Source organism: Nonomuraea sp. NPDC050451 (genome assembly GCF_044458585.1).
In genome coordinates, this window is record NZ_JBITHZ010000002.1 from 284,053 (window position 1) to 306,931 (window position 22,879).

The following is a 22,879-nucleotide window of genomic DNA, read 5'->3' on the forward strand; positions in this document are numbered from 1 at the left end:
TCACATCCGGAAGACGCCGTAACCGGCGGGCTCGAGCGGGGCGTTGGCCGCCGCGGACAGCGCCAGGCCGAGGACGGTGCGGGTGTCGAGCGGGTCGATCACACCGTCGTCCCACAGCCTGGCCGTGGAGTAGTACGGGTTGCCCTGGTGCTCGTACTGGGCCCTGATCGCGTCGGCGTCGGCGGTGCCGACCGTGGTGAGCACGTTCGCGGCCTGCTCGCCGCCCATGACGGAGATGCGGGCGTTCGGCCACATCCACAGGAACCTGGGCGAGTACGCCCGCCCGGCCATCGCGTAGTTCCCCGCCCCGAAGGACCCGCCGATGACGACGGTGAACTTGGGCACCCTCGCGCACGAGACGGCGGTGACCATCTTGGCGCCGTGTTTGGCGATGCCGCCCGCCTCGTAGGCCTTGCCGACCATGAAGCCGCTGATGTTCTGCAGGAAGACGAGCGGGATCCGGCGCTGGTCGCACAGCTCGATGAAGTGGGCGCCCTTCATGGCGGACTCGCTGAACAGGATGCCGTTGTTCGCCACGATCCCCACCGGATGGCCGTGCAGGTGGGCGAACCCGGTCACGAGGGTCGAGCCGTACTCGGCCTTGAACTCCAGGAAGCGCGAGCCGTCCACGATCCTGGCGATCACCTCGTGCACGTCGTACGGCTGGCGGGTGTCGGCGGGCACGATCCCGTACAGGTCGCGCGGGTCGTGCCTGGGCGGCTCGGGCGCGATCGTGTCCCAGGGCCGCGGGGGGCGCGGGGCGAGGGTGGAGACGATGTCGCGGACGATGGCCAGCGCGTGCGCGTCGTCCTCGGCCAGGTGGTCGGTGACGCCGCTGACCCGCGCGTGCAGGTCGCCGCCGCCCAGCTCCTCGGCCGTGACCTCCTCGCCGGTGGCCGCCTTCACCAGCGGCGGGCCGCCCAGGAAGATCGTGCCCTGGCCGCGCACGATGACGGCCTCGTCGCTCATCGCGGGCACGTACGCGCCGCCCGCCGTGCACGAGCCGAGCACGGCGGCGATCTGCGGGATGCCGCGGGCGGACATGGTGGCCTGGTTGTAGAAGATGCGGCCGAAGTGCTCGCGGTCGGGGAACACCTCGTCCTGCTTGGGCAGGAACGCCCCGCCCGAGTCGACGAGGTAGACGCACGGCAGGTGGTTGTGCAGGGCCACCTCCTGCGCGCGCAGGTGCTTCTTGACCGTGATCGGGTAGTACGTGCCGCCCTTCACGGTGGCGTCGTTGGCGACGATCACGCACTCGCGGCCGGAGACCCGGCCCACCCCCGTGATGATCCCCGCGGCGGGCGCCTGGTCGTCGTAGAGGCCGTTCGCGGCCAGCGGCGACAGCTCCAGGAAGCGGGAACCGGGGTCGAGCAGGCCGTCGACGCGGTCGCGCGGCAGCAGCTTGCCGCGCTCGACGTGGCGCAGGCGCGAGCGCTCGGGGCCGCCCCGGGCGGCGACCTCCAGCCGCTCCAGCAGCTCGGCGGCCAGCCGCTCGTTGAGCTCGGCGTTGCTCTTGTACGCCTCGCCGCCGGGATCGGCGGACGACTTCAGCACCGGCCACTCGCTCATGACACCCCTCTCATAGCACGAGATGTTAGTCATCGTTAACGTAGTCGTCTAGCATGTGAGACGTGACCACCACCGCTCCTACCCGGAATCGCCGCAACAGGCGCGGGGAGATCCTGGAGGCGGCCGCCCGGCTGTTCGCCGCGCGCGGTTTCCACGGCGTCTCGATCGAGGACATCGGCGCCGCGGTCGGCGTCTCGGGCCCCGCGCTCTACCGGCACTTCAGCGGCAAGGACGCGCTGCTGTCGGAGATGCTGCTCGACGTCAGCTCGCGGCTTCGCGAGTCGGCCGCCGCGGTGGTCACCTCGTACCCGGGTCCTCAGGAGACACTGGACGCGCTGCTCAACGTGCAGATCACCTTCGCTCTCGAGCAGCCGGCGCTGATCACCTTGCACGACAGGGAGCTGGGCAACGTGCCCGAGCCCGAGCGGCGCCAGATCAGGCGGCTGCAGCGGCTCTACGTCGAGGAGTGGGTGACCGTGCTGGCCGAGCTGCACCCGGCCTGCCCGGCCGCGCGGCTGCGGGCCGCGACGCACGCCGTGTTCGGGCTGCTCAACTCCACGCCGCACAGCGCGGGTGAGCTGGGCGCGGGGGACATGCGGCCGCTGCTGCACGCCATGGCTCGGGCGGCCATCGCCGCCGCTGTTAGCGCTCGCTAACTTCCGGGGACATGCCCGAAATACCCTTCCCGTGCCAACTATCTAGATATATCGTCAAGATATCTCGATAGTTGGAGGTAAACCGTGGAAGAACCGGACCTCTGGGATCACCCCCACTCACCACCCCCGTTCCCACCCGGCCCGCCACCGGGTCCGCCGCCGGGGCCGGGCAACTTCGGACCGCCGTTCGCGCCGCACCCGCCGGGGCCCCACTTCGGCACCGTGGTCCACTGGGAGACGCCCGCTCCGCGGGTCCGCCGCGGCGACGTCCGGGCCGCCCTGCTGGCGCTGCTCCTCGAAGGGCCGCAGAACGGCTACCAGATGATCCAGAGCATCGAGGAGCGCAGCGGCGGCGTCTGGCGGCCCAGCCCCGGCTCCGTCTATCCGGCGCTGCAGCAGCTCGAGGACGAGGGCCTGGTGTCCGGCGACGAGTCCGGCGGGAGCCGTGCGTACCGGCTGACGGAGGAGGGCCGCCACCAGGCGGCCAGATACGCCGACGAGGCGCCGTGGGACGAGGTCGCCCGCACGGCCGTGCCGCCGGACCACCACGAGCTGCGCCTGCTCTGGGCCCAGCTCAACGAGGCGTTCTCCCATCTGATCCGCACGGCCGACGAGCGTCAGATCGCGGCGGCCAAGGAGCTGATCAAGAAGACGCGCAAGTCCATGTTCCAGATCCTGGCGGAGGGCTGAGATGGCGGCGGACGCGGCGGTCGCCGTGCGCGGCCTGCGCAAGACGTACGGGAAGGTCGAGGCCGTCAAGGGCGTCGACTTCGAGGTGCGCCCGGGCGAGGTGTTCGGCTTCCTCGGCCCCAACGGCGCCGGCAAGACCACCACCATCAGCATGCTCTGCACGCTGGTGAACCCCACCGGCGGCAGCGCCACCGTGGCGGGCCACGACGTGGTCAAGGACCGTGACGAGGTCCGCAGGAACATCGGCCTCGTCTTCCAGGACCCCACCCTCGACGGCTACCTGAGCGCCGAGCAGAACCTGCGCTTCCACGCCGAGCTGTACGGCGTGCCCAAGAGCGTGGTCGCCGACCGGATCCGGCAGGTCATGGAGATGGTCGCGCTGTGGGACCGCAAGGACGCCAAGGTGATGACGTTCTCGGGCGGCATGAAGCGGCGGCTGGAGATCGCCCGCGGCCTGCTGCACTCCCCGCGCGTGCTCTTCCTCGACGAGCCCACCGTGGGGCTCGACCCGCAGACCCGCTCGGCCATCTGGGGCTACATCAACCAGCTGCGGCTCCTGGAGGACATCACCATCTTCATGACCACGCACTACATGGACGAGGCCGAGTACTGCGACCGGATCGCGATCATCGACCACGGCGAGGTCGTCGTCATCGACTCGCCCGAGGCGCTGAAGGCCAGCATCGGCAAGGATCGCGTGCAGATCCAGACCTCCGACGACACGGAGGCGATCAAGGCGCTGCGGGAGCGGTTCGGGCTGGAGGCGGCCGTGCACGAGGGCGCGGTGACGTTCGCGGTGGCCTCGGGCGAGGAGTTCGTGCCGAGGCTGTTCGCCGAGCTCGGCATGCCGATCAGGTCGGTGAGCGTGTCGCGGCCGTCCCTGGACGACGTGTTCATGTCCTACACCGGCTCCACGATCCGCGACGCCGAGGCCGGCGACGGCAACATGGCGTTCATGAGAGCGATGGCGAGGCGATAGTCATGGCGACAGAGGCCATCAGCGTCCGCGTGCCGGTCCGCAGCGCCGGTCACGACCTGCGGGCGATCAAGGTCGTGCTCCACCGGGAGATGCTGCGCTTCGTCAACGACCGCACCCGCATGGCGTCCATGCTGGTGCAGCCCGTGCTCTGGCTGTTCGTGATGGGCACGGGGCTCGGGTCGCTGGTGCAGGGGGCGATCCCCGGGATCGACTACCGCACGTTCATGTACCCCGGCATGATCTCCATGACCGTGATCATGACCGGGATGTTCTCGGCCGGTTCCATCGTGTGGGACCGCGAGTTCGGCTTCCTCAGGGAGATGCTGGTCGCGCCCGTCTCGCGCGGGGCGATCGTGGTCGGCAAGTGCCTGGGCGGCGCCATCGTGGCCACCGGGCAGGGCATCCTCATCCTGGCCATGGCGGGGCTGGTGGGAGTCCCCTACTCGCCCACGCTCTTCGTGACGCTGCTGGCGGAGATGTTCCTCGCGGCGTTCACGATCACGGCCTTCGGGGTGATGCTGGCCGCCCGGATGAAGAACATGCAGACGTTCTTCGGTCTGATGCAGATGGCGATCATGCCCATGATGTTCCTGTCGGGGGCGATGTTCCCGCTGGCCAACCTGCCGTCGTGGCTGCACGTGCTGACCGTGGTCAACCCGATGACGTACGCGGTGGACCCGCTGCGCGAGGCGGTCTTCTCGCACCTCGACGTGCCGGCGCAGGTGAACGCGGTGCTGAACCCCGGGGTCCGGTGGTTCGACTTCCAGGTGCCGGTGGTCCTCGAGCTCGGCATCGTGGCGGCCCTGGGGCTGGCGCTGCTGGGGGTGGGCATCGCGGAGTTCAGGCGGGCGGAGTAGACGGAACGAGGCCCGGGGTGGTGTTCCCCGGGCCTCGTCCCCGCATCAGATCAGCGCTGCATCAGATCAGCGCTTGACCCGGACGTAGTCCGAGCCGCTGGTGGCGCCGTAGGTGTCGTCGTCACCGCCGAACACGAACCGCCAGCGGCCCGAGTTCCAGCCCTTGACCTTGGTGTAGAGCCCGCCGCCGTCGTTCGACCAGGTGGTCTTCACGTACTGCCACTTCTTCGAGCCCGCGGGCTTGAAGAACAGCGCGACCTTGCCCGAGTAGCCCTCCCAGGAGCCCTCGTCGAAGACCTGCAGGCGGCCCTTGAACTTCAGGTACTTGCCGCGCTTGACCGGCTCGGGGTACGCGTTGAACTTGATCAGCCGCGTGTCCGCCTTGGACGCCGTGGGAGGCGGCGCAGGCTCGTTGACCTTGACCCAGTCGGCGCCGCTCACCGAGCCGCGGACACCGCGGGTGCCCCCGTACTCGGCCCGCCACCAGCCCGAGGCCTGCGCGGGAGCGGAGGCCCAGAAGCGGCCGTCGCGGCCGGTCACGTCACTGGTGACGTACTCCCACCGGGACGAGCCGTCGGCCTTGAAGAAGATCGAGACCCGCTCGCCGGCCACGCCGCCGCGGTCCTCGACCAGCAGGGCGCCGCTGAACGTGAGCCGGTCGCCCTTGTCCACGGGCTCCGGACGGGCGTCGAAGCCGGCGATCCTGCTGCCCAGGGTGCCGCGCCTGACGTCGACCCGGTCGGTGTCGCTGACCGAGCCCTTGGCCGCGGACGTGGCCGCGAACTCGGCCCGCCACCAGCCCGTCTCGTCGGCGCGTACGGTGGCGCTGAACCAGCCGTTGCCACCGGTCGTCACCTTGGTGACATGGCGGTAGGCGTCGGTGCCGCGCTCGCGGAAGGTGACGGTGACGCTCTGGCCGCCGTACCCCTTGCCGTCGGCGAGGAGCTGGCCGGTGACCTTGATCAGGTCACCCTTGTCCACGGAGTCGGGGCTGGCGTCGAAGTCGACGATCTTGGTGTCGAGCACCTTCTTGACCGAGACCTCGAACGTGCCGCCGCGGGAGGCGCCTCCGGCGATGGCGAGCCAGCTCCACGTGCCGACGTTCGTGGAGTCGAAGGATTTGGTGCCGGACCACTTCGTCCAGTCGCCGTCCTTGGTGGAGGTCAGGTCGATGGGCTTGCCGACGCTGATGTCGCCCGGGGGCTTGAGCTGGAGCTCGGCCTTGTCGGCCCCCTTGGTGGCGAAGCTGAACGTGGCCGTGACCGCGCCACTGGTGACGTCGATCGGGGGGCTGGGACTGATCCCGACTCGGGTGATGACGGGATCCGCGGCCGCCGTCGCAGTGGAGGGGGCCATGACGATGGCTCCGGCTCCAAGCGCTATGGCGAGGGCGGCCACACGAATGCGTTGTAACATCCGGGTTCCTTTCTGGAGACCCAACGGTTCAACGCGGCATTGAGGGTGCCACGTGTGTCAATTAAGTAGACGTACGTGGCGACCGGAAAGTTTAGGATTCTGACAAACCGTTATATGTCGGGGTCAAACGGACCGCTCCACAACATGTCAGCCACGTCCGGCAGACGTCGGCGCCGATGAAAGACATAATCGAGGTGTGGCGCGCGACACAGTTGAGACTCATTTCACCCAGGCGGTTGCGACGCTGAAGGCGGGCCCCGCGCGAGATCCGGGGCTGCCGGTCCGCGAGGGCAGCTCGCTGACCGGCGAGCAGTGCATGAAGCTGTTCCTGCGCCAGCTCGACAGCCGCCTGCTGGACATCGCGGCCCGCTGGCTGCGCGAGCGTGACGAGGGCTACTACACGATCGGCTCCGCCGGCCACGAGGGCAACGCGGCGGTCGCCGCCGCCCTGCGGCCCACCGACCCGGCCCTGCTCCACTACCGCTCCGGCGCGTTCTACCTGACCCGGTCCGAGCAGGCGGGCAGGCTGCCCGAGCAGGGCATCCGCGACGTGCTGATGGGCCTGACCGCGGCGGCCGACGAGCCGATCGCGGGCGGCCGGCACAAGGTGTTCGGCCATCCCGACCTGGCCGTCATCCCCCAGACCTCGACGATCGCCAGCCACCTGCCCAGGTCCGTCGGCGTGGCGTTCGCCATCGAGCGGGCGGCGGCGGCGATCGGCTCGCAGGCTCGCTGGCCCGCCGACGCGATCGCGGTGTGCAGCTTCGGCGACGCCTCGATCAACCACGCGAGCGCCCTGAGCGGCTTCAACACCGCCTCCTACGCCACCTACCAGGGCCAGGCGCTGCCGCTGCTGTTCGTGTGCGAGGACAACGGCATCGGCATCAGCGTCCGCACGCCCAAGGGCTGGGTGGAGTCGGCCCTGCGGCGCCCCGGCATCGAATACTTCGCCGCCGACGGCTGCGACCTCGCCGCGGCGTACGACGCCGCGGTCCGCGCGGCCCGGCACGTACGCGAGCGCCGCTCCCCCGCCTTCCTCCACCTGACCACCGTCCGGCTCATGGGGCACGCCGGCTCCGACGTCGAGCAGGCCTACCGCACGCAGCGCGAGATCAGGGCCGACCTGGAGCGCGACCCGCTGGTGCGCACGGCGGAGCTGCTCCTGAGGGCCGGGCAGAGCACACCGGAAGAGCTGCTCAGGATGTACGAGTCACAGCGCGAGCACGTGCTGCGGCTCGCCCTGGAGACGACGCGCAGCCCGCGGCTCGGCTCCGCCAAGGAGGTCATGGAGCCGATCGCGCCGCGCAAGCCGGAGCTGATCGCCAAGATCAGCCCGATGGCGGCCTCGACCCCGGAGCGGGAGAAGGCGTTCGCCGGGGCGCTGCCCGAGCACGACAAGCCGATGACGCTCTCGCAGGCCATCAACCGCACGCTCGCCGACACGCTGACCGTCTACCCCGAGATGACCGTGTTCGGCGAGGACGTCGCCAAGAAGGGCGGCGTCTACGGCGTGACCAGGGGGCTGCAGAAGCGGTTCGGCGCCGGCCGGGTGTTCGACACGTTGCTGGACGAGCAGGCCATCCTGGGGCTGGCGCTCGGCGCCGGCGTGTCGGGGCTGCTGCCCGTGCCGGAGATCCAGTACCTCGCCTACCTGCACAACGCGCTCGACCAGATCCGGGGCGAGGCGGCCACGCTGTCGTTCTTCTCGCGCGGCTCCTACACCAACCCGATGGTGGTCCGGGTGGCCGGGTACGCCTACCAGAAGGGGTTCGGCGGCCACTTCCACAACGACAACGCGGTGGGCGCGCTGCGCGACATCCCCGGCCTGGTCATCGCCTCCCCCTCGCGCCCCGACGACGCGGCCGCCATGCTGCGCACGTGCCTGGCGGCGGCCCGTACGTCCGGGTCGGTGTGCGTGTTCCTGGAGCCGATCGCGCTCTACCACACGCGCGACCTGTTCGAGGAGGGCGACGGGGGCTGGCTCGCGCCGTACGCGCCGCCCGGGCGCTGGCCGGAGACGCACGTGCCGGTCGGGCAGGCGCGCTCCTACGGCGACGGGCGCGACCTGACGATCGTGACGTTCGGCAACGGCGTGCGGATGAGCCTGCGGGCCGCGGTGCGGCTGACCCAGGAGGGCTACGGGTGCCGCGTGCTCGACCTGCGCTGGCTGGCGCCGCTCCCGATGGAGGACCTGCTGCGGGCGGCCGAGCTGACCGGCAACGTGCTGATCGCCGACGAGACCCGGCACACCGGCGGCGTGTCGGAGGGCATCATGGCGGAGCTGGCCGACGCCGGGTTCTCCGGGAAGCTCGCGCGGGTGACCTCGTCCGACAGCTTCATCCCCCTGGGCGGGGCGGCCGACCACGTGCTGCTGTCGGAGGCGGAGATCGAGCAGGCGGCGCGCAAGCTCCTGGGGTGACCGCTACGGGTTCGAGCGGGCGACGGCGCCCCTGATGCACGTCGGCTTCGACCAGGCGACCGTCGAGCTCTCCGAGATGCGCAGCGGGACGCCCACCAGGAAGCAGTAGCCGCTGCCCGGGTCCAGTCCCGCGACGCGGGTGGCGGTGGTGCCCTGGCCCAGGGCGGTGATGGCCTGCTCGCCCTTCTTGATCGGGGAGCGCTGGAGGACCACCGGATAGCGTCGGGCGCTCGCGGGGAGCGTCCACTTCAGCTCGACGAGGGCGCCCTGGTCGGCGGTCACCTTCAGGCCGCGGGGGGCCAGCGCGGCGACGGACTGCTTGTCGATGGGCTCGGTGTCCTGGGTGCCCGGCTCGGACACCGAGGGCTGGGTGGTCTGCGATCGCTCGCCCTGCTGGAGCGACAGGTAGACGGCCGCGCTGGTGCCGCCCACGACGACGGCCGCCACGGCGGCGCCGATCACGAGGCCGCGCGGCAGGCGCCCCTCTCCGCCCGGCGCGGTCACCCCGCCCTGCGCCGGCGGGGTGGTGGCCGAGGCGATGGACGGCGGTACGGGCGCCCCCACCGCGTGGTAGCCGGGCGGCCCGCCGCCGGTGCCCGCTGCCCGCGCCTCCGGGGCGAACGGTGACGGCTGGGCTTCCGGTGCGAAGGGCGACGGCTGCGCCTCGGGGGCGAAGGGCGACGGCCGGCCGGGGCCGCCCGGCAGATGGTGGCCGGTGGACGGCAGGTGGTGGCCCGTCGTCGGGAGCTGGGGGCTCCCCGGGGGCCGGGGTTCGCCGGTCTGCGGTTCGTCGGTGCGGGGGCGCGGGACCGTGGACATCGCCGGTCCCGGGCCGGGGTCCTGGCCCACCAGGTCGGTCACCGACAGGCCCAGCTCGGCCTGCACCTCCTGCAGCCGCCGGGCGAACTCCCGCGCCGACCCGTACCGCACCTCCGGCTGCTTGGACATCGCCCGCAGGACCGTCTCGAAGACCGGCGGCGGCACGTCCGAGCGGTTGATCGGGGGTGGCTCGATGCTGAGCACCCGGTACATCAGGGGCGCGATCGACGGGTCCGTCGGGTTGTGGAAGGCGGGCTGGCCGGCCAGCAGGTGGTAGAGGGTCGAGCCGAGCGAGTAGATGTCGGTCGAGGCCGAGTGGGGCTGCCCGGTGAGCACCTCGGGGGCGGCGTGCAGCGGGGTGAACGCCTGCGACGTGGCCGAGATCTCCGAGGAGTCCACGACCCGGGCCACGCCGAAGTCAGCGATGGCGAGCTCGCCATATCGGGAGATGAGGATGTTCTGTGGCTTGATGTCGCCGTGCAAGACCCCGGCCTCGTGTACGGCGGCCAGCGCCCCGGCCAGCTTCACCCCGGCCCGCAGCACGTCGGGCACCGGCAGCGGGCCCTCCTTGCGGACCTTGTCGCGCAGCGAGCCGTTCTCGAAGTAGTCCATCGCGATGTACGGCTTGCCGGAGCGGGTGATGCCGGTGTCGAAGACGGTCACGACGTTCGGGTGGCCGGTCAGGCGGCCGGTGAGCTGCAGCTCGCGCTGGAACCTGCGCATCGTGCGCTGGTCGACCCGGTCGACGGACAGCACCTTGAGCGCCACGACCCGGTCGAGGCGCTCCTGATAGGCGCGGTACACGACGGCGAAGCCGCCCTGGCCCGCCTGATCGAGTACCCGGTAGCCGGGCGCGTCCTCGACTGGCAGCACGGCACTCCCCCCTGTTGCAGGCGAGTTTAGTGCGAATTTTGGGGGTTAGAGCGGATTCATGAGGTACGCGCCGAAGGCCGCGGACACGACCGACACCACCAGGAAGAAGAACACGTAGAACCCGCCGGGCAGGACCGTCAGCCTGGCCAGCTGGTCCGCGTCGGAGTCTCGCGCCTGCCGCCTGCGCCGCTTGCGCTGCAGCTCGATGATCGGCCTGATCCCGCCGAACAGCAGGAACCAGACCGCGACCAGGGCGACGACCTGCTGCACCTCGGCGGGCGCGTACATGATCAGGGCGAACACCGCGCCGCCGGTGGCGAGCAGGATCAGCGCGCCGTACAGGTTGCGGATCAGCAGCAGCATGCAGACCAGGAACAGCAGCACGCTCCAGATCAGCAGCGTGATGTGCCCCATCTCGGTCAGCCAGGCGGCGGCCAGCCCCAGCAGCGGTGGCGCCACGTAGCCGGCGAGCGCGGTCAGCACCATGCCGGGCCCGGTGGGCCTGCCCCTGGTCAGCGTCACGCCGGAGGTGTCGGAGTGGAGGCGGATGCCTTCGAGCTTGCGCCGGGTGACCAGCGCCATCAGCGCGTGGCCACCCTCGTGCGCGATCGTGATCAGGCCTCTGGTCACCTGCCAGGGCATGCGGAAGCCGACGAGCACGAACGCGGCGAGAGCCGAGACCCCCACGACCCAGGGGTCGGGGTCAGGCTGAACCTTGATCAGGTGGGCCCAGAGCTGTTCCATCGAGGAGAAACCCTATCCAGGTAGAGTCTCGTGCGTGGCCACAGAACAAGATTCTGACGCCCGGGTGCCGGACTGGTGGCGCGGGCTCGGGTTGCCCGGCCTCATCGACCTGCACGTCCACTTCCTGCCGGAGCGGATGGAGCGGCGGGTGTGGCACCACTTCAGGCATGGCGGCCCGCTGATGGGGAACGGCTGGAAGATCGAGTACGAGTGGCCGGCGGAGGAGCGGGTGGCGCGGCTGCGGGCCATGGGCGTGCGCGCGTTCCCCGCTCTCGCCTATGCGCACAAGCCAGACATGGCGCTCGATCTCAACGCCTGGACCCTGGATTTCGCCCGCCGTACACCTGAATGCCTCCCTTCGGCGACCTTCTACCCCGAGCCTGGCGTCGTGGAGTACGTGCGCCGGGCGCTGGAGGACGGGGCCAGGATCTTCAAGGTGCACCTGCAGGTCGGCGGGTTCGACCCGCGGGCCGTCGAGCTGGACGAGGTCTGGGGGCTGCTGGCGGACGCGGGGGTGCCGGTGGTGACGCACGCCAGTTCGGTGCCCGTGCCAGGCGGGCACATCGGCCCCGGGCCGATCGGCGAAGTGCTGCGCAGGCATCCGCGGCTGCGGGTGGTGATCGCGCATCTGGGGATGCCGGAGTACGACCCGTTCTTCGAGCTGGCCGCCCGCTACGAGCGGGTCGCGCTGGACACCACGATGGCGTTCACCGACTTCGCCGAGCTGGGCATGCCGTTCCCCGCGCGGCTGCGCCCGGCATTGCTTGATCTGGGCATTTCCGGCAAGGTGGTGCTCGGTAGTGACTTCCCCACGATTCCGCACCCCTACGCCCATCAGCTCGACGCGCTCGCCCGGCTCGACCTGGGCGATGTCTGGTTGCGGGCGGTGTGCTGGGACAACGGCAAGGCCATGATCTGATAGAGGAGTGAACGATCGGCACGTGGCGCTCATCAGCGCTTTCTATGACGCTCTGGGCCGTGCGGACTTCGCGGCCATGGAGCGCTGCTACCACCCCGAGGTCAGCTTCGGCGATCCGATCTTCCAGGAGGTCGAGGGGCGTGATCGCGTGATGACGATGTGGCGGCTGCAGCTCGGCGTGCGCGACGGCCTCAGGTCCGCCTACTGCGACGTGACGGCCGACGACTTCACCGGCACCGCGCACTGGACGGCCCGCTACACCTTCTCCAGGACCGGGCGCCAGGTCGTCAACGAGATCGACGCGCTGTTCAGGTTCGAGGACGACCTGATCGTCCGCCACCACGACGAATTCGACTTCAGGCGCTGGTCGAAGATGGCGCTGGGCAGGCCGCACGGGCTGCTGTTCGGCTGGACGCCGATGTGGCGCAAGACCATCAGAGACCGCGCCACGCAACGACTCGACGAGCTCTCATAGTTCCAGGAAGTGACCATGGCCAGGGTGAAGGGGTTCAGGCGCAGCGGCGACGTCCACGAGGAAGCGCCCGAGCACTCGATGGACCCGCGTGCCACGGAGGAGCGGCCCTACCGGCCGACCGTCATCGACAACGCCATCTACCGCGACGGCAGGCGCGTCGACACCCCCGGCTCCCTGGCCGACGCCTTCGAGCGCCTCAAGGATATGCCGGACAGCATGGCCTGGATCGGCCTCTACCGGCCGAAGGAGTGGGAGCTGGTCAAGCTCGGCGAGGAGTTCGAGCTGCACGAGCTGGCGCTGGAGGACGCGATCGTCGGCTCCCAGCGGCCCAAGGCCGACCGCTACGGCGACACGCTGTTCGTGGTGCTGCGGGCCGCCCGCTACCTGGACGACGTGGAGGAGGTCGCGTTCGGGGAGGTGCACGTCTTCGTCGGCCCCAACTTCGTGATCACCGTACGCCATGCCGAGGCCCCCGACCTGCAGGCCGTCCGCAAGCGCATGGAGTCCGAGCCCGAGCTGCTGCGGCAGGGCCCGCAGGCCGTCCTCTACGCCATCCTCGACGCGGTGGTCGACGGCTACGCCCCAGTGGTGGCCGGGCTGCAGAAGGACATCGAGGAGATCGAGGTCCAGGTCTTCGGCGGCGACCCGTCGGTGTCGCGGCGGGTCTACGAGCTGTCCGGCGAGGTGATCGAGTTCCAGCGGGCGACGGCACCGCTGGTGGGCATGCTCCACGCGTTCATCGCGGGGGCCTCCAAGCACGGGATGAACGACGAGCTGCAGAGCTACCTGCGTGACGTGGCCGACCACGCGATCACGGTGTCGGAGCGGATCTCCGCGTTCCGGCAGGTGCTGCAGGACATCCTGGTCGTCAACTCGACGCTGGTGACGCAGGCGCAGAACGCGGAGATGGCCCGGATGACGGAGGCGAGCATCCAGCAGGGCGAGGAGGTCAAGAAGATCTCCGCCTGGGCCGCCATCCTGTTCGCTCCGACGCTGGTCGGAACCATTTACGGGATGAATTTCGACTTCATGCCCGAAACGCACTGGGCATTTGGCTATCCATTCGCGATCGTGCTGATGGCGGCTGTCTGTCTGACCCTTTATCTCGTCTTCAAACGCCGCGACTGGCTCTGAGCGTCACCACGTGGCCCCGATCACGATCCCGACCACGATCAGGGCCACAAGGGTGACGCGGATGGCGGCGGACACCTCCTGATCCTCAGGCGTCCAGACCCACGTGCGCTTCCAGCCGTTCGAGCCGCTGGACGAGGGGCTGCAGCTCCTGGCGGACGGCGGCGGACAGCATCGCCTGTACGGCGGCGGGCTGCTGCGGGCCGCCCTGGGCCGCGGCGTCCTGCTGCGTCTGCGCCCGCAGGTGGACGTACCCGGCCAGGGCCGCCACCACGGCGCGCCGGGTGAGCCTGGGCTCGGCGCCCAGCCCGCGCAGGACCTGGCCGGCGGTCCCGTCGGGTTCGGCGACGAGGCCGAGCAGGAGGTGCTCGCAGCCGACGTAGTTGTGGCCGAGTGAGGTCGCCTCCGTGACGGCGAACTCCAGCGCGTTGGCCGCCGCCCCGCTGAAGTTGCGCGGCTCCGAATCGCCGGCCGCGCCGGAGGCGGGCAGGTGGCGGGCGAGGTCGCGACCGACCTGCTCGGGGTCGATCTCCACGGCCCGCAGGACGTGCAGCGCCAGGTTGGTCCCCTCGCTCAGCATGGCGCCCAGCAGGTGCTCGGTGCCGACGGCTGCCGCCCCTTCCGTCCGGGCCTGGTCGGCGGCCAGTTTGAGCACGGTGCGCGTCCTGGGCGTCAGGTGCCTCAGCGCCCCGGTCGGCTCCTCGAGGTCGAGGTCGCTCAGAACGGTCTCCCTGATGGCGGTCACCCGGCGGACCGCCTGCTCCAGCGCCCGCTGGCACACCGCAGACACCGGCACCCCGGCCTGCTTGACCGCTTCCGCGAGCTCGTCAGGCAGATAGACGTTTATCTTAGGCATACCCCTAAGATAACCCCCATGGGGTTACACACGTCAAGCGTCCGGGAAATCGGCCAGAGCCTGTTCCGCCTCCCTCACCGCGGCCATCAGCTGGGCCGCGAAGAACCCCACCCGGTCGGGGCCGAAGCGGGCCGAGGGGGCCGAGATCGACAGGGCGGCCAGGGCGGCGCCGTTCCCGTTGCGGAGGGTGGCGCCGATGGCGGAGACGCCGCGTTCCGTGCCGTCGATGTTGAGCGCGTAACCGCGGGCCCTGACGTCGTCGAGCTCGCGGGCGAAGGTGGCGCGCTCGTGGTCGGGAAGGTCGGGGTAGAGGTCGCGGAGCTGGTCGGGGGGCAGGGTGGCGAGCAGGACCTTGCCGCCGGAGGCCCGGCGGGCGGGCAGGATCGTGCCGCGGCGGTCGCCGACGTGGAGGATCTGCGACGACTCCACGCTGTCCAGGAAGCGCGCCTCCGTACCGACCCGGATCATGAGGTTCACGGTCTCCGCGGCCCGCGCGCACAGGGCCTCCATCGCGGGCCTGACCCGGGCGCGCAGCTCGCGCAGGACCGCCCCGCCCGCCCCGGCCTGTGTCGAGGTGAGGAACGGCCCCGGCAGGTACGTGTGCTGCTCGTCCTGCACGGCGAAGTCGCGGTAGACGAGCATGGCCAGCAGGCGGTGGGCGGTCGAGCGGGCGATGCCCAGCTCCCTGGCGACGTCGGCGACCTTGAGGCGGCCCTGGTCGCGCAGCATGTGCAGGAGCAGCAGCACGTTGTCGACGGAGCCCAGGGCGTACGCGGGCCTGTTCTTCATAGCAGAATGCTAGTGCCGTATGCAGAATCAACTCCTAGCGTGGGCTCCATGAACCCAGAGGAGAGGCTCTACGCCGACTTCGCGGCGGAAGGCCTGATTCCGTTGTGGACGCAGGTCGGCGACCTGATGCCGGAGCACCCGAAGCCGAAGGCCCGGCCGCACGTGTGGGAGTGGAAGACGCTCTACCCGCTGGCCGAACGGGCCGGCGAGCTGGTGCCCGTCGGGCGCGGCGGGGAGCGGCGGGCCATCGCGCTGGCCAACCCCGGCCTGGGCGGGATGCCGTACGCGACGCCGACCCTCTGGGCGGCCATCCAGTACCTGGGGCCGCGCGAGGTCGCCCCCGAGCACCGCCACACCCAGAACGCCTTCCGCTTCGTCGTCGAGGGCGAGGGCGTCTGGACCGTCGTGAACGGCGACCCGGTCGCCATGCGGCGCGGCGACTTCCTGCTGACGCCCGGCTGGCACTTCCACGGGCACCACAACACCACCGACGCGCCCATGGCCTGGATCGACGGGCTGGACATCCCGCTCGTGCACTACACCGACACCTCGTTCTTCGAGTTCGGCCCCGACCAGGTCACCGACACGACGACGCCGAGCGTGTCGCGTTCGGAACGGCTGTGGGCGCACCCGGGGCTGCGTCCCGTGTCGGCGCTGCGGGCCACGCCCAGCTCGCCGATCGCCGCCTACCGCTGGGAGCACACCGACCGGGCGCTGGACGAGCAGCTGGCGCTGGAGGACGAGGGCCATCCCGGGACCGTCGAGCCCGGCCACGCCGCCGTCCGCTACACCAACCCCACCACCGGTGGCGACGTCATGCCGACGATCAGGGCCGAGTTCCACCGGCTGCGGGCCGGGACCGCGACGGCCGCGCGGAGGGAAGTGGGGTCGTCGGTGTACCAGGTGTTCGACGGTGAGGGGTTCGTGACCCTCGACGGCGAGGAGCGGCGGCTGTCGCGCGGCGATCTCGTCGTGGTGCCGTCGTGGTGCGCGTGGTCGTTCCGCGCCGAGACCCGTTTCGACCTGTTCCGTTTCGCTGACACGCCCGTTTTCGAGGGCCTGCACCAATATCGAGAGGAGTCCGCGTGAGGCTCGCGACGCTGCGGCTGCCGAACCGTACGACCGCCGCCAGGATCGACGGCGACCACGCCGTGGAGGTCGGCGCGCCCGACGTCGGGGCGCTGCTGGCCGACCCGGGCTGGCGGGAGGTGGCGGCCGCCGCCGACGGGGCCAGGCACCCGCTGTCCACGGCCGACCTCGCCCCCGTCGTGCCCAGGCCGGGGAAGATCGTCTGCGTGGGGCTCAACTACCGCAACCACATCCTGGAGATGGGGCGGGAGCTGCCGGAGTATCCGACGCTGTTCGCCAAGTTCGCCGAGGCGCTGGTCGGGCCGTACGACGACATCGCGCTGCCCGCCGTCTCCGAGGCCGTCGACTGGGAGGGCGAGCTGGCGGTGATCGTCGGCACGGCGGCCAGGAACGTGTCGCCCGAGCAGGCGGCGGCCTCCATCGCCGGCTACTCCGTGATCAACGACGTGACCGCCCGCGACTACCAGTACCGCACGCTGCAGTGGCTCCAGGGCAAGACCTTCGAGTCGAGCACGCCGTTCGGCCCGTACCTCGTCACCCCCGACGAGCTGGAGGGCGTGACGATGACCATGCAGTGCGAGGTGGACGGCGAGGTGGTGCAGGAGACGGACACGTCCGACCTGGTGTTCGGCCCGGCCGAGCTGATCTCGTACGTGTCGCGGATCATCACGCTGCAGCCCGGGGACGTCATCGCCACCGGCACGCCCGGAGGCGTCGGCCACGCCCGCAAGCCTCCTCGGTACCTCGCCGACGGGAGCAAGGTCGTGACCCGGATCGCGGGCCTCGGCGAGCTGGTCAACGTGGCACGCCGCGATGCCTGAGCTGGGGTGGCTGGACGCCGGCACCGCGTACTTCGAGGCACAGGTACGCGGGGCCGACCTCGGACGGCCGAGCCGGCTGCCTGGCTGGTCGGGACGGCACGTGGTGGCGCACGTCGCCGCGAACGCCCGCGCTCTGGGCAGGCTGGTGCATTGGGCGCGTACGGGTGAGGAGCGTCCGATGTACGCCTCGGCCGAGGCCCGTGACGCCGAGATCGAGGACCTGGCCGCCCGGCTGGACGCCGCCGCGCTGGAGAGCCTGGCCGGTGAGACGTCCGAGGAGCTGCGCAAGGCCCTGGGCGAGCTGTCCGGCGACCAGTGGGACGCGCGGGTGCGGACCGCTCAGGGGCGGCTCGTGCCCGCGTCCGAGGTGGTCTGGATGCGGACGCGCGAGGTGTGGGTGCACGGCGTGGACCTGGGCGGGCGGTTCGAGGATCTGCCGGGCGAGCTGGTGGACGCGCTGCTCGCGGATGTGACGGCGCTGTGGGCACGGCGCGGCGAGGCACCCGCGATGGTCCTGCGCCCCACCGACCGCACCACCGCCTGGCCTCCCGGGGTGGACGGCCTGCCGGAGGTGCGGGGGACGGCCGCCGAGCTGGCCGCCTGGGTCACCGGGCGCGGCCCCGCCCCCGATCCCGCCGCCCCCGCCATCGGCCGCTGGCTCTGAAAGCGCGGCCGGGCGCGGGCGGCGAGGTGGTCAGCGGAGAGGAGGGCTCGTGGTCGAGGTGGTCGTCGTCGGAGGCGGCATCGGCGGGCTGGCGGCCGCCTTCGCGCAGGCGAGGGCCGGGCGGACGGTCCGGGTGCTGGAGCGGTCGGCCGAGTTCGGCGAGGTGGGTGCCGGGTTGCAGCTCGGCCCCAACGCCACCCGCCTGCTCCACCGCTGGGGCCTGCTGGACCAGGTGATCGAGAGGGGCGTGCTCCCCCGGCGGCTGGTCTTCAGGGACGCCCTGACCGGCGAGGAGCTCACCCATCTCGACCTGGGCGAGGACTTCAGGAGCCGCTACGGCGGCCCCTACGTGGTGGCGCACCGCGGCGACCTGCACGCCGTCCTGCTGCGGGCCTGCGCGGACGCGGGCGTGGAGCTCCTGAACGGCCGGCACGTCGAGCGGGTGGACGCCGGACGCGCCAGGGCCCATTGCGCGGACGGCGACGTGCACGAGGGAGACGTGGTGGTCGCGGCGGACGGCCTGCAGTCGGTCCTGCGGGCGCAGCTCGTCGCCGACCAACCCCACGATTCCGGATTTGTCGCCTATAGGGGTACGCGTCCGCTTCCGGGGGACTTCGACATCTCCGACGTGGTCGCGTACCTGGGCCCCGGCTGCCATTTCGTCCAGTACGCCCTGCGCGGCGGCGAGCTGCTCAACCAGGTGGCCGTCTTCCGCGGCCCCGGCGACCTGGCCCCGGCCTTCGACGGCTGCTGCGACGCGATCGGCAAGGGCCTGCCGTACCTGTGGCGCGACCGCCACTGGCCCATGCTCGACCGCCCGCCCATCGGCACCTGGGTGCGAGGCAGGCTCGCCCTCCTGGGGGACGCGGCCCACCCCATGCTCCAGTACCTGGCCCAGGGCGCCTGCCAGGCCATCGAGGACGCGCACGAGCTGGCCGAGCAGTCGGCGGCCGGCGACTGGGACCGGGCGCTGGCCGCGTACCAGGAGATCCGGGTGCCGAGGACGGCGCGCGTGCAGACCACGGCGCGGCTGTGGGGCGACATCTGGCACGTGGACGGCGTGGCCCGGGTGCTGCGCAACGAGCTGTTCCGGACCAGGGACCTGGCCGGCCACGACTACGTCGACTGGCTGTACGGCGGGTGAAGCGTGACGGGGCCGTCCGGGGTGTGGACGGTCAGCGCGTCGCCGGAGACCGACACGCGCGGATCGGCCGCGCCCGGCACGATCATGGTCAGCACGCCCGCGGCCGCGGGGGACACCACGGTCGCCACCTCGGCGGTCCGCAGGTAACCGGTCGAGACCAGCCCGGGCCGCACCCCCTGCCCCACCCCTGGGAACTGCAGCAGCGTCACCCGCCACTCCCCGTCCCCGAGCACCACCCGGCCGTCGTCCTGGGAGACCACCTTCAGCGACGGGTCGAAGTGCCACAGGCTGCGCAGGGTCCCGCCGGCGACGGAGTCGTGCACGGCCATCAGGTCGGGTCCGTGGTTGACGAGGACGCGCCGGGTCCTGGTCACCCCGTAGGCGTCGTCGGCCAGCTCGAAGGACTGGCGCGACGGCTCGACGGACGATCCGGCGAGCCGCGTGGCCTTCCCCGGCCGGAAGACCCCGTCCACGACGGGCACGTTGTGCGCCTCGGGTGAGCGCGTCCACTCCACGTACCCGGTGCGCTCGTAGGAGTGGAACCCGGCCTCGACGAGGATCCGGCGGCCCTGGGCGCTGTAGGTGACGCCGAGGTGGTCCTCGTGCCCGTGCAGCCGGCGGCCGGGCCCGAACCTGATCGAGTAGAAGGCGGACCGCGGGTCGTCCCAGGCGGTCCTGCCGAAGACATAGCCACCGTCGAACACCCGCACCACCGGCCCCTCGTGCGGGAACCCGTCGGCGCGGGCGTCGGCCGGGCTGTCGCCGATCGGGGCGAGGCGGCCGTCGGGCTGGGTGGCGTGCGCCACGTACGCCTCCAGCGCGGCCCGCCGGGCGATGAGCCGCTGGGGCGGTTCGGCGCCGCTCTCGCCGATCGCCCGCAGCGCCACGCCGAGCCGCCGGTGCACGTACAGGCCGTAGCGGGGGGCCTGCTCCTGGAGCACCCCCTGCGCGTCGACGGCCAGCTCGGCGGAGGCGGTCATCCTGCGGATGGCCAGATCGCGCCAGCGCGCCCGGCCGAGCCGGCAGCCGACGACGAGCAAGCCGATGTCCTGGTCCAGGCCGTGGTTGTGGCCCGCGCGGTAGAGCGACGAGTCGGCCAGGATCTCCCCGTGCTCGGCCAGGCTGTCCCAGAGTGTCCGGCTTCGTACGTGCTCGCTGAGGCACACGAGCGCGGGGGCGCGTAACGCGACCGCGTGCTCGGCCCACGCCCACGGGCTGACCGCGCGGCCGTGGCGCGGGTTCTCGCGGATCCAGTGCTCGGCCAGGGTGCTCGCGCGGTCGAGGTACGCGGGCTCGCCCGAGCGCTCGTACTCGGCGACCAGGCGGCCCATCCAGCGCAGCGTGTGCAGGTTCAGCGCCCAGGAGCGGTTGCCGTGCGGGTTCGCGGTCCAGTCGACGTCCGTGCCCAGCTCGACCGGCGGCAGGCCGACGAACGCGACCCGCCCGCTCATCACCTCCTCCACCTTGATCAAGGGAAACTGGTCGCTCAGGCAGATGGCTTTGCCCGAGGTCGTACGCCAGAACACGTCGGGGCTCCTGTTTCAGGGCGCGCGAAACCCACGCGCCGGCGTCGGAATGCTCTAGCGGGGACCCCGGTCGGTCCAGCCCGCCTCGATCACGCGCTCCGTGCGCGGGGACGGCCCGTCGTCGGTGCAGGAGAGCACCTGCGAGGTCGCCGGGTCGATGACGAGCGTGCGCTGGGTGCCGTCGGGCAGCATGTACGAGAACGCCTCCCCGGGGTGGCGCTCGCCCAGGTAACGGACCTCGGGCAGGTCGGCGAGCGCGCGGTATGCGGCGGCGCGCACGGCGGGCGGGGACGGCTTGGTCCACAGCAGGCCGCTGAGCGCGTCGGCGAGCAGATCCTTGGACGGCAACATGCCCGCCACCCGCTCCCTGAGCGCGACCGGGTCCGTGGGGAGGCTCTCGATCTGCTGGAACGTCAGGTCGCGCCCCGCCATGCTGAACGCCGACCGTCCCGTGACCGCCGTGATCCGGCCCTGGTCCGAGGTCCAGGCCCGGCCGTCCCTGGCCGCCCAGAGCTCGATCACCTGGGACCCGTTCCGGACCTTCTTGATGCGCCAGTAGGTCCCGTCGGGAACGTGGCCGGAGGCGGCGGTGCCGGCCGCCGCCAGCAGCACGGAACGTCCGGAGGCGGCCGGTTGGTAGATCACGAACGCCGCCGCCAGGGCCATCGCCACGGCGGGGAGCACCAGCCACGACAGCCGCCTGCGCCTGCGTGCCGCCGTCACCCGCCGCCACACCTTGGCCTGGGCGTCCGCATCGGGCTGCGGCCGGCCGTACAGCTCTCTGATGCGCTCCAGCTCATCCATGGACGAGCACCTCGATCTCGCCGAGCAGGGCGCGCAGCTTCTTCCTGGCCCGGCTCAGGCGGGAGCCGACGGTGCCGTACGGGATGCCGAGCGCGGTGGCGATCTCGTCGTGGCTCAGCCCGGCGAGCGCGACGAGCAGCAGGACGTCGCGGTCGCGGCGGTCGAGCTCGGCGAGGGCGGCGGCCAGCTCGGGGCGCAGGCTCTGGGCGCTGACGCGGCGGGCGACCGAGTCCTCGTGCCCGGGGGACTCGGGGTCGGGGGCGCAGCGGCCGAGCGCGCGCAGGGTGCGGGCTTCGAGGCGGCGCTGCTTGCCGATGAGGTTCGTGGCGATGCCGTACAGCCAGGCGCGCACGTTCGCGCGGGCCGGGTCGTACTGGGTCCGCTTGCGGAACGCGGTGAGGAACGTCTCGGCCACGACGTCCTCGGCGTGGTCGGGGCCGAGCCGCTGGGCGACGTAGATGTGGATCTCCCCGAAGTGGGCGTCGAACACCGCCGCGAACCCGTCGGCGTCGTCGAGAACGTTCGGCGGCGAGCTGCGCGTCCCCCCGTGGACGTGCGCGCGAGCCGTCCACGCCGCCGGCGTCGCGATGGTCTCCCCCGTCATGTGCTGCCTTCCGGTGAATCAGTGGTCATCTCTTATCACCCGATGCACCGGTTTGCTTTCACGGCCTCATTCCAGAAAACGGCGCCAGAAAACGGTGAACGTCGGCGACCTCGGCGTCGAGCAGGCCGTCCGGCAGCTCGTCGAACGGCTGGACGCTCACCCTCGCGCCCTTCCGCCCCCACACGCCCCTGATCACACCGCCCACCAGCACGACCGGCCGCAGGATCCCTCCCCCCGGGAACACCTTCCTGGCGTGCTCGGCGGCCAGGATCGGGTCGCGGCTGCGCCAGCCCATCAGGTACTCGTCGAAGGCGGGCGCGAGGCGGGCCACGGGCTCCTCATCGGCGAAGGCGGGCGGCGGTGGTTGGTCGGCGCTCAGGCGCCAGGCCGTGCGGGCCTCGCCGAGCGGCAGGCCCGACCAGGCGGCCAGGTCCTCGGGCTCGGCGGGGTGGTGGGCGCGGCGGTAGCGGATGCCCAGCTCCTTGAGCGCGCGGTCCCGGTCGGGCTCGGGGGTGATCGGGGCGCCCAGCCAGTCGGCGGCGTGCACGTACGTGGGCTTGCCCGCGCGGAGCGGGCCCAGCACGGCCAGGCCGTGGTGCGCCGCCAGCCCCACCAGGTGCACGACGCCCTGGCCGGTGGCCCGGCCCGCCAGGCGCTCCTCCAGGTCGGCCTTGGTGAGCGGGCCCTGGCCTTCGAGAGCGCCGGCGATGAGCCCGAGCAGGTCGTCGCCGGTGACGCCTTCCTCGTGGAGTCGGCGCAGGGTGTTCGTGGCGCGGCCGGTGAGGGCGTGCAGCCAGGGGAGGTCGTCGGCGTGCACGAAGTGGAGGGTGCCGCGCGGGCCCCAGGTTCTGACGATCTCGCGGGAGGTCACCGCGGCCTCGACGTCCTGCCTGGTGAGAGTGGCGGAGCGGGCGCGGAAGGCGAGCAGGGCGGAGGGGACGTCCTGGGCCTGCATCGCCGCCAGCTGTCCGACGATCTCGCCCGCCGTCAGGCCCGGGGGGCGGTGCAGGAGCTGGGGCTCCATGCTTCTCATAC

22 protein-coding genes are annotated in these 22,879 nt (G+C 71.6%); 12 read left to right on the forward strand and 10 right to left on the reverse strand.

The window, feature by feature from the left end:
- On the reverse strand, positions 1–1,569 hold the full coding sequence (locus tag ACIBI9_RS07340) for a carboxyl transferase domain-containing protein (protein ID WP_397221076.1): 1,569 nt from the start codon (positions 1,567–1,569) through the stop codon (positions 1–3).
- Between the two features lie 62 nt (positions 1,570–1,631).
- Here ACIBI9_RS07340 and ACIBI9_RS07345 point away from each other — a divergent pair, with 62 nt between their 5' ends.
- The 4 genes from ACIBI9_RS07345 (at position 1,632) to ACIBI9_RS07360 (ending at position 4,751) form a co-directional block, all read left to right on the forward strand.
- Complete coding sequence (locus ACIBI9_RS07345) at positions 1,632–2,225, forward strand: TetR/AcrR family transcriptional regulator (protein ID WP_397221077.1); 594 nt, start codon at positions 1,632–1,634, stop codon at positions 2,223–2,225.
- 84 nt (positions 2,226–2,309) lie between these two features.
- Positions 2,310–2,915, forward strand: a complete 606-nt coding sequence (locus tag ACIBI9_RS07350; RefSeq protein WP_397221078.1) for a PadR family transcriptional regulator — start codon at positions 2,310–2,312, stop codon at positions 2,913–2,915.
- A 1-nt stretch (position 2,916) separates the two neighbouring features.
- The gene (locus ACIBI9_RS07355) at positions 2,917–3,894 is read left to right on the forward strand and encodes an ATP-binding cassette domain-containing protein (protein WP_397221079.1); all 978 of its coding nucleotides are present in this window, start codon (positions 2,917–2,919) and stop codon (positions 3,892–3,894) included.
- A gap of 2 nt (positions 3,895–3,896) precedes the next feature.
- Positions 3,897–4,751 carry an ABC transporter permease gene (locus ACIBI9_RS07360; protein WP_397221080.1) on the forward strand — a complete coding sequence of 285 codons (855 nt, stop codon included), beginning with the start codon at positions 3,897–3,899 and terminating at the stop codon, positions 4,749–4,751.
- 66 nt (positions 4,752–4,817) lie between these two features.
- Here ACIBI9_RS07360 and ACIBI9_RS07365 read toward each other — a convergent pair whose 3' ends face one another.
- Complete coding sequence (locus ACIBI9_RS07365) at positions 4,818–6,107, reverse strand: hypothetical protein (RefSeq protein WP_397221081.1); 1,290 nt, start codon at positions 6,105–6,107, stop codon at positions 4,818–4,820.
- A 256-nt stretch (positions 6,108–6,363) separates the two neighbouring features.
- On the opposite strand from ACIBI9_RS07365, the gene ACIBI9_RS07370 reads away from it, so the two are divergent.
- On the forward strand, positions 6,364–8,586 hold the full coding sequence (locus tag ACIBI9_RS07370) for a thiamine pyrophosphate-dependent enzyme (RefSeq protein ID WP_397221082.1): 2,223 nt from the start codon (positions 6,364–6,366) through the stop codon (positions 8,584–8,586).
- Between the two features lie 3 nt (positions 8,587–8,589).
- On the opposite strand, the gene ACIBI9_RS07375 is transcribed toward ACIBI9_RS07370, so the two are convergent.
- Positions 8,590–10,278 (reverse strand): protein kinase, encoded by a 1,689-nt coding sequence (locus ACIBI9_RS07375; protein WP_397221083.1) that lies wholly within the window; start codon positions 10,276–10,278, stop codon positions 8,590–8,592.
- A gap of 45 nt (positions 10,279–10,323) precedes the next feature.
- Positions 10,324–11,022 carry a M50 family metallopeptidase gene (locus ACIBI9_RS07380; protein WP_397221084.1) on the reverse strand — a complete coding sequence of 233 codons (699 nt, stop codon included), beginning with the start codon at positions 11,020–11,022 and terminating at the stop codon, positions 10,324–10,326.
- 34 nt (positions 11,023–11,056) lie between these two features.
- On the opposite strand from ACIBI9_RS07380, the gene ACIBI9_RS07385 reads away from it, so the two are divergent.
- The 3 genes from ACIBI9_RS07385 to corA are packed head-to-tail and all read left to right on the forward strand — an operon-like array spanning position 11,057 to position 13,550.
- Entirely contained in the window at positions 11,057–11,941 is an 885-nt protein-coding gene (locus ACIBI9_RS07385; protein WP_397221085.1) for an amidohydrolase family protein, read from the forward strand.
- A gap of 7 nt (positions 11,942–11,948) precedes the next feature.
- Positions 11,949–12,416, forward strand: a complete 468-nt coding sequence (locus tag ACIBI9_RS07390) for a nuclear transport factor 2 family protein (RefSeq protein WP_397221086.1) — start codon at positions 11,949–11,951, stop codon at positions 12,414–12,416.
- A gap of 15 nt (positions 12,417–12,431) precedes the next feature.
- A complete protein-coding gene (gene corA / locus ACIBI9_RS07395) occupies positions 12,432–13,550 on the forward strand; it encodes a magnesium/cobalt transporter CorA (RefSeq protein ID WP_397221087.1) in 1,119 nt (372 codons plus the stop codon).
- 85 nt (positions 13,551–13,635) lie between these two features.
- Here corA and ACIBI9_RS07400 read toward each other — a convergent pair whose 3' ends face one another.
- Together ACIBI9_RS07400 and ACIBI9_RS07405 are read right to left on the reverse strand one after the other, a co-directional pair.
- Entirely contained in the window at positions 13,636–14,403 is a 768-nt protein-coding gene (locus ACIBI9_RS07400; protein WP_397221088.1) for a Clp protease N-terminal domain-containing protein, read from the reverse strand.
- A 33-nt stretch (positions 14,404–14,436) separates the two neighbouring features.
- On the reverse strand, positions 14,437–15,192 hold the full coding sequence (locus ACIBI9_RS07405) for an IclR family transcriptional regulator (RefSeq protein WP_397221089.1): 756 nt from the start codon (positions 15,190–15,192) through the stop codon (positions 14,437–14,439).
- A 6-nt stretch (positions 15,193–15,198) separates the two neighbouring features.
- Here ACIBI9_RS07405 and ACIBI9_RS07410 point away from each other — a divergent pair, with 6 nt between their 5' ends.
- Genes ACIBI9_RS07410 through ACIBI9_RS07425 form a run of 4 tightly spaced genes read left to right on the forward strand, consistent with a single transcriptional unit; the run spans position 15,199 to position 18,910 of the window.
- On the forward strand, positions 15,199–16,281 hold the full coding sequence (locus ACIBI9_RS07410) for a cupin domain-containing protein (protein WP_397221090.1): 1,083 nt from the start codon (positions 15,199–15,201) through the stop codon (positions 16,279–16,281).
- Positions 16,278–17,102 carry a fumarylacetoacetate hydrolase family protein gene (locus tag ACIBI9_RS07415; protein WP_397221091.1) on the forward strand — a complete coding sequence of 275 codons (825 nt, stop codon included), beginning with the start codon at positions 16,278–16,280 and terminating at the stop codon, positions 17,100–17,102. The genes ACIBI9_RS07410 and ACIBI9_RS07415 overlap by 4 nt, the downstream gene beginning before the upstream one ends.
- The gene (locus tag ACIBI9_RS07420; protein WP_397221092.1) at positions 17,095–17,766 is read left to right on the forward strand and encodes a maleylpyruvate isomerase family mycothiol-dependent enzyme; all 672 of its coding nucleotides are present in this window, start codon (positions 17,095–17,097) and stop codon (positions 17,764–17,766) included. The genes ACIBI9_RS07415 and ACIBI9_RS07420 overlap by 8 nt, the downstream gene beginning before the upstream one ends.
- 49 nt (positions 17,767–17,815) lie before the next feature.
- Positions 17,816–18,910: an FAD-dependent monooxygenase gene (locus ACIBI9_RS07425; protein ID WP_397221093.1), complete on the forward strand. Its 1,095-nt coding sequence runs from the start codon at positions 17,816–17,818 to the stop codon at positions 18,908–18,910.
- On the opposite strand, the gene ACIBI9_RS07430 is transcribed toward ACIBI9_RS07425, so the two are convergent.
- From ACIBI9_RS07430 to ACIBI9_RS07445, 4 genes are read right to left on the reverse strand one after another with little or no spacing between them, the layout of a single operon-like run.
- On the reverse strand, positions 18,883–20,436 hold the full coding sequence (locus tag ACIBI9_RS07430; RefSeq protein WP_397221094.1) for a heparinase II/III family protein: 1,554 nt from the start codon (positions 20,434–20,436) through the stop codon (positions 18,883–18,885). The two genes, ACIBI9_RS07425 and ACIBI9_RS07430, sit on opposite strands and share 28 nt — an antisense overlap.
- Before the next feature lie 54 nt (positions 20,437–20,490).
- Positions 20,491–21,240, reverse strand: coding sequence for a hypothetical protein (locus ACIBI9_RS07435; RefSeq protein ID WP_397221095.1), 750 nt, complete (start codon positions 21,238–21,240; stop codon positions 20,491–20,493).
- A complete protein-coding gene (locus ACIBI9_RS07440) occupies positions 21,233–21,844 on the reverse strand; it encodes an RNA polymerase sigma factor (RefSeq protein ID WP_397221096.1) in 612 nt (203 codons plus the stop codon). The genes ACIBI9_RS07435 and ACIBI9_RS07440 overlap by 8 nt, the downstream gene beginning before the upstream one ends.
- A 58-nt stretch (positions 21,845–21,902) precedes the next feature.
- Positions 21,903–22,868: a winged helix DNA-binding domain-containing protein gene (locus ACIBI9_RS07445; RefSeq protein WP_397221097.1), complete on the reverse strand. Its 966-nt coding sequence runs from the start codon at positions 22,866–22,868 to the stop codon at positions 21,903–21,905.
- Positions 22,869–22,879: the final 11 nt, after the last annotated feature.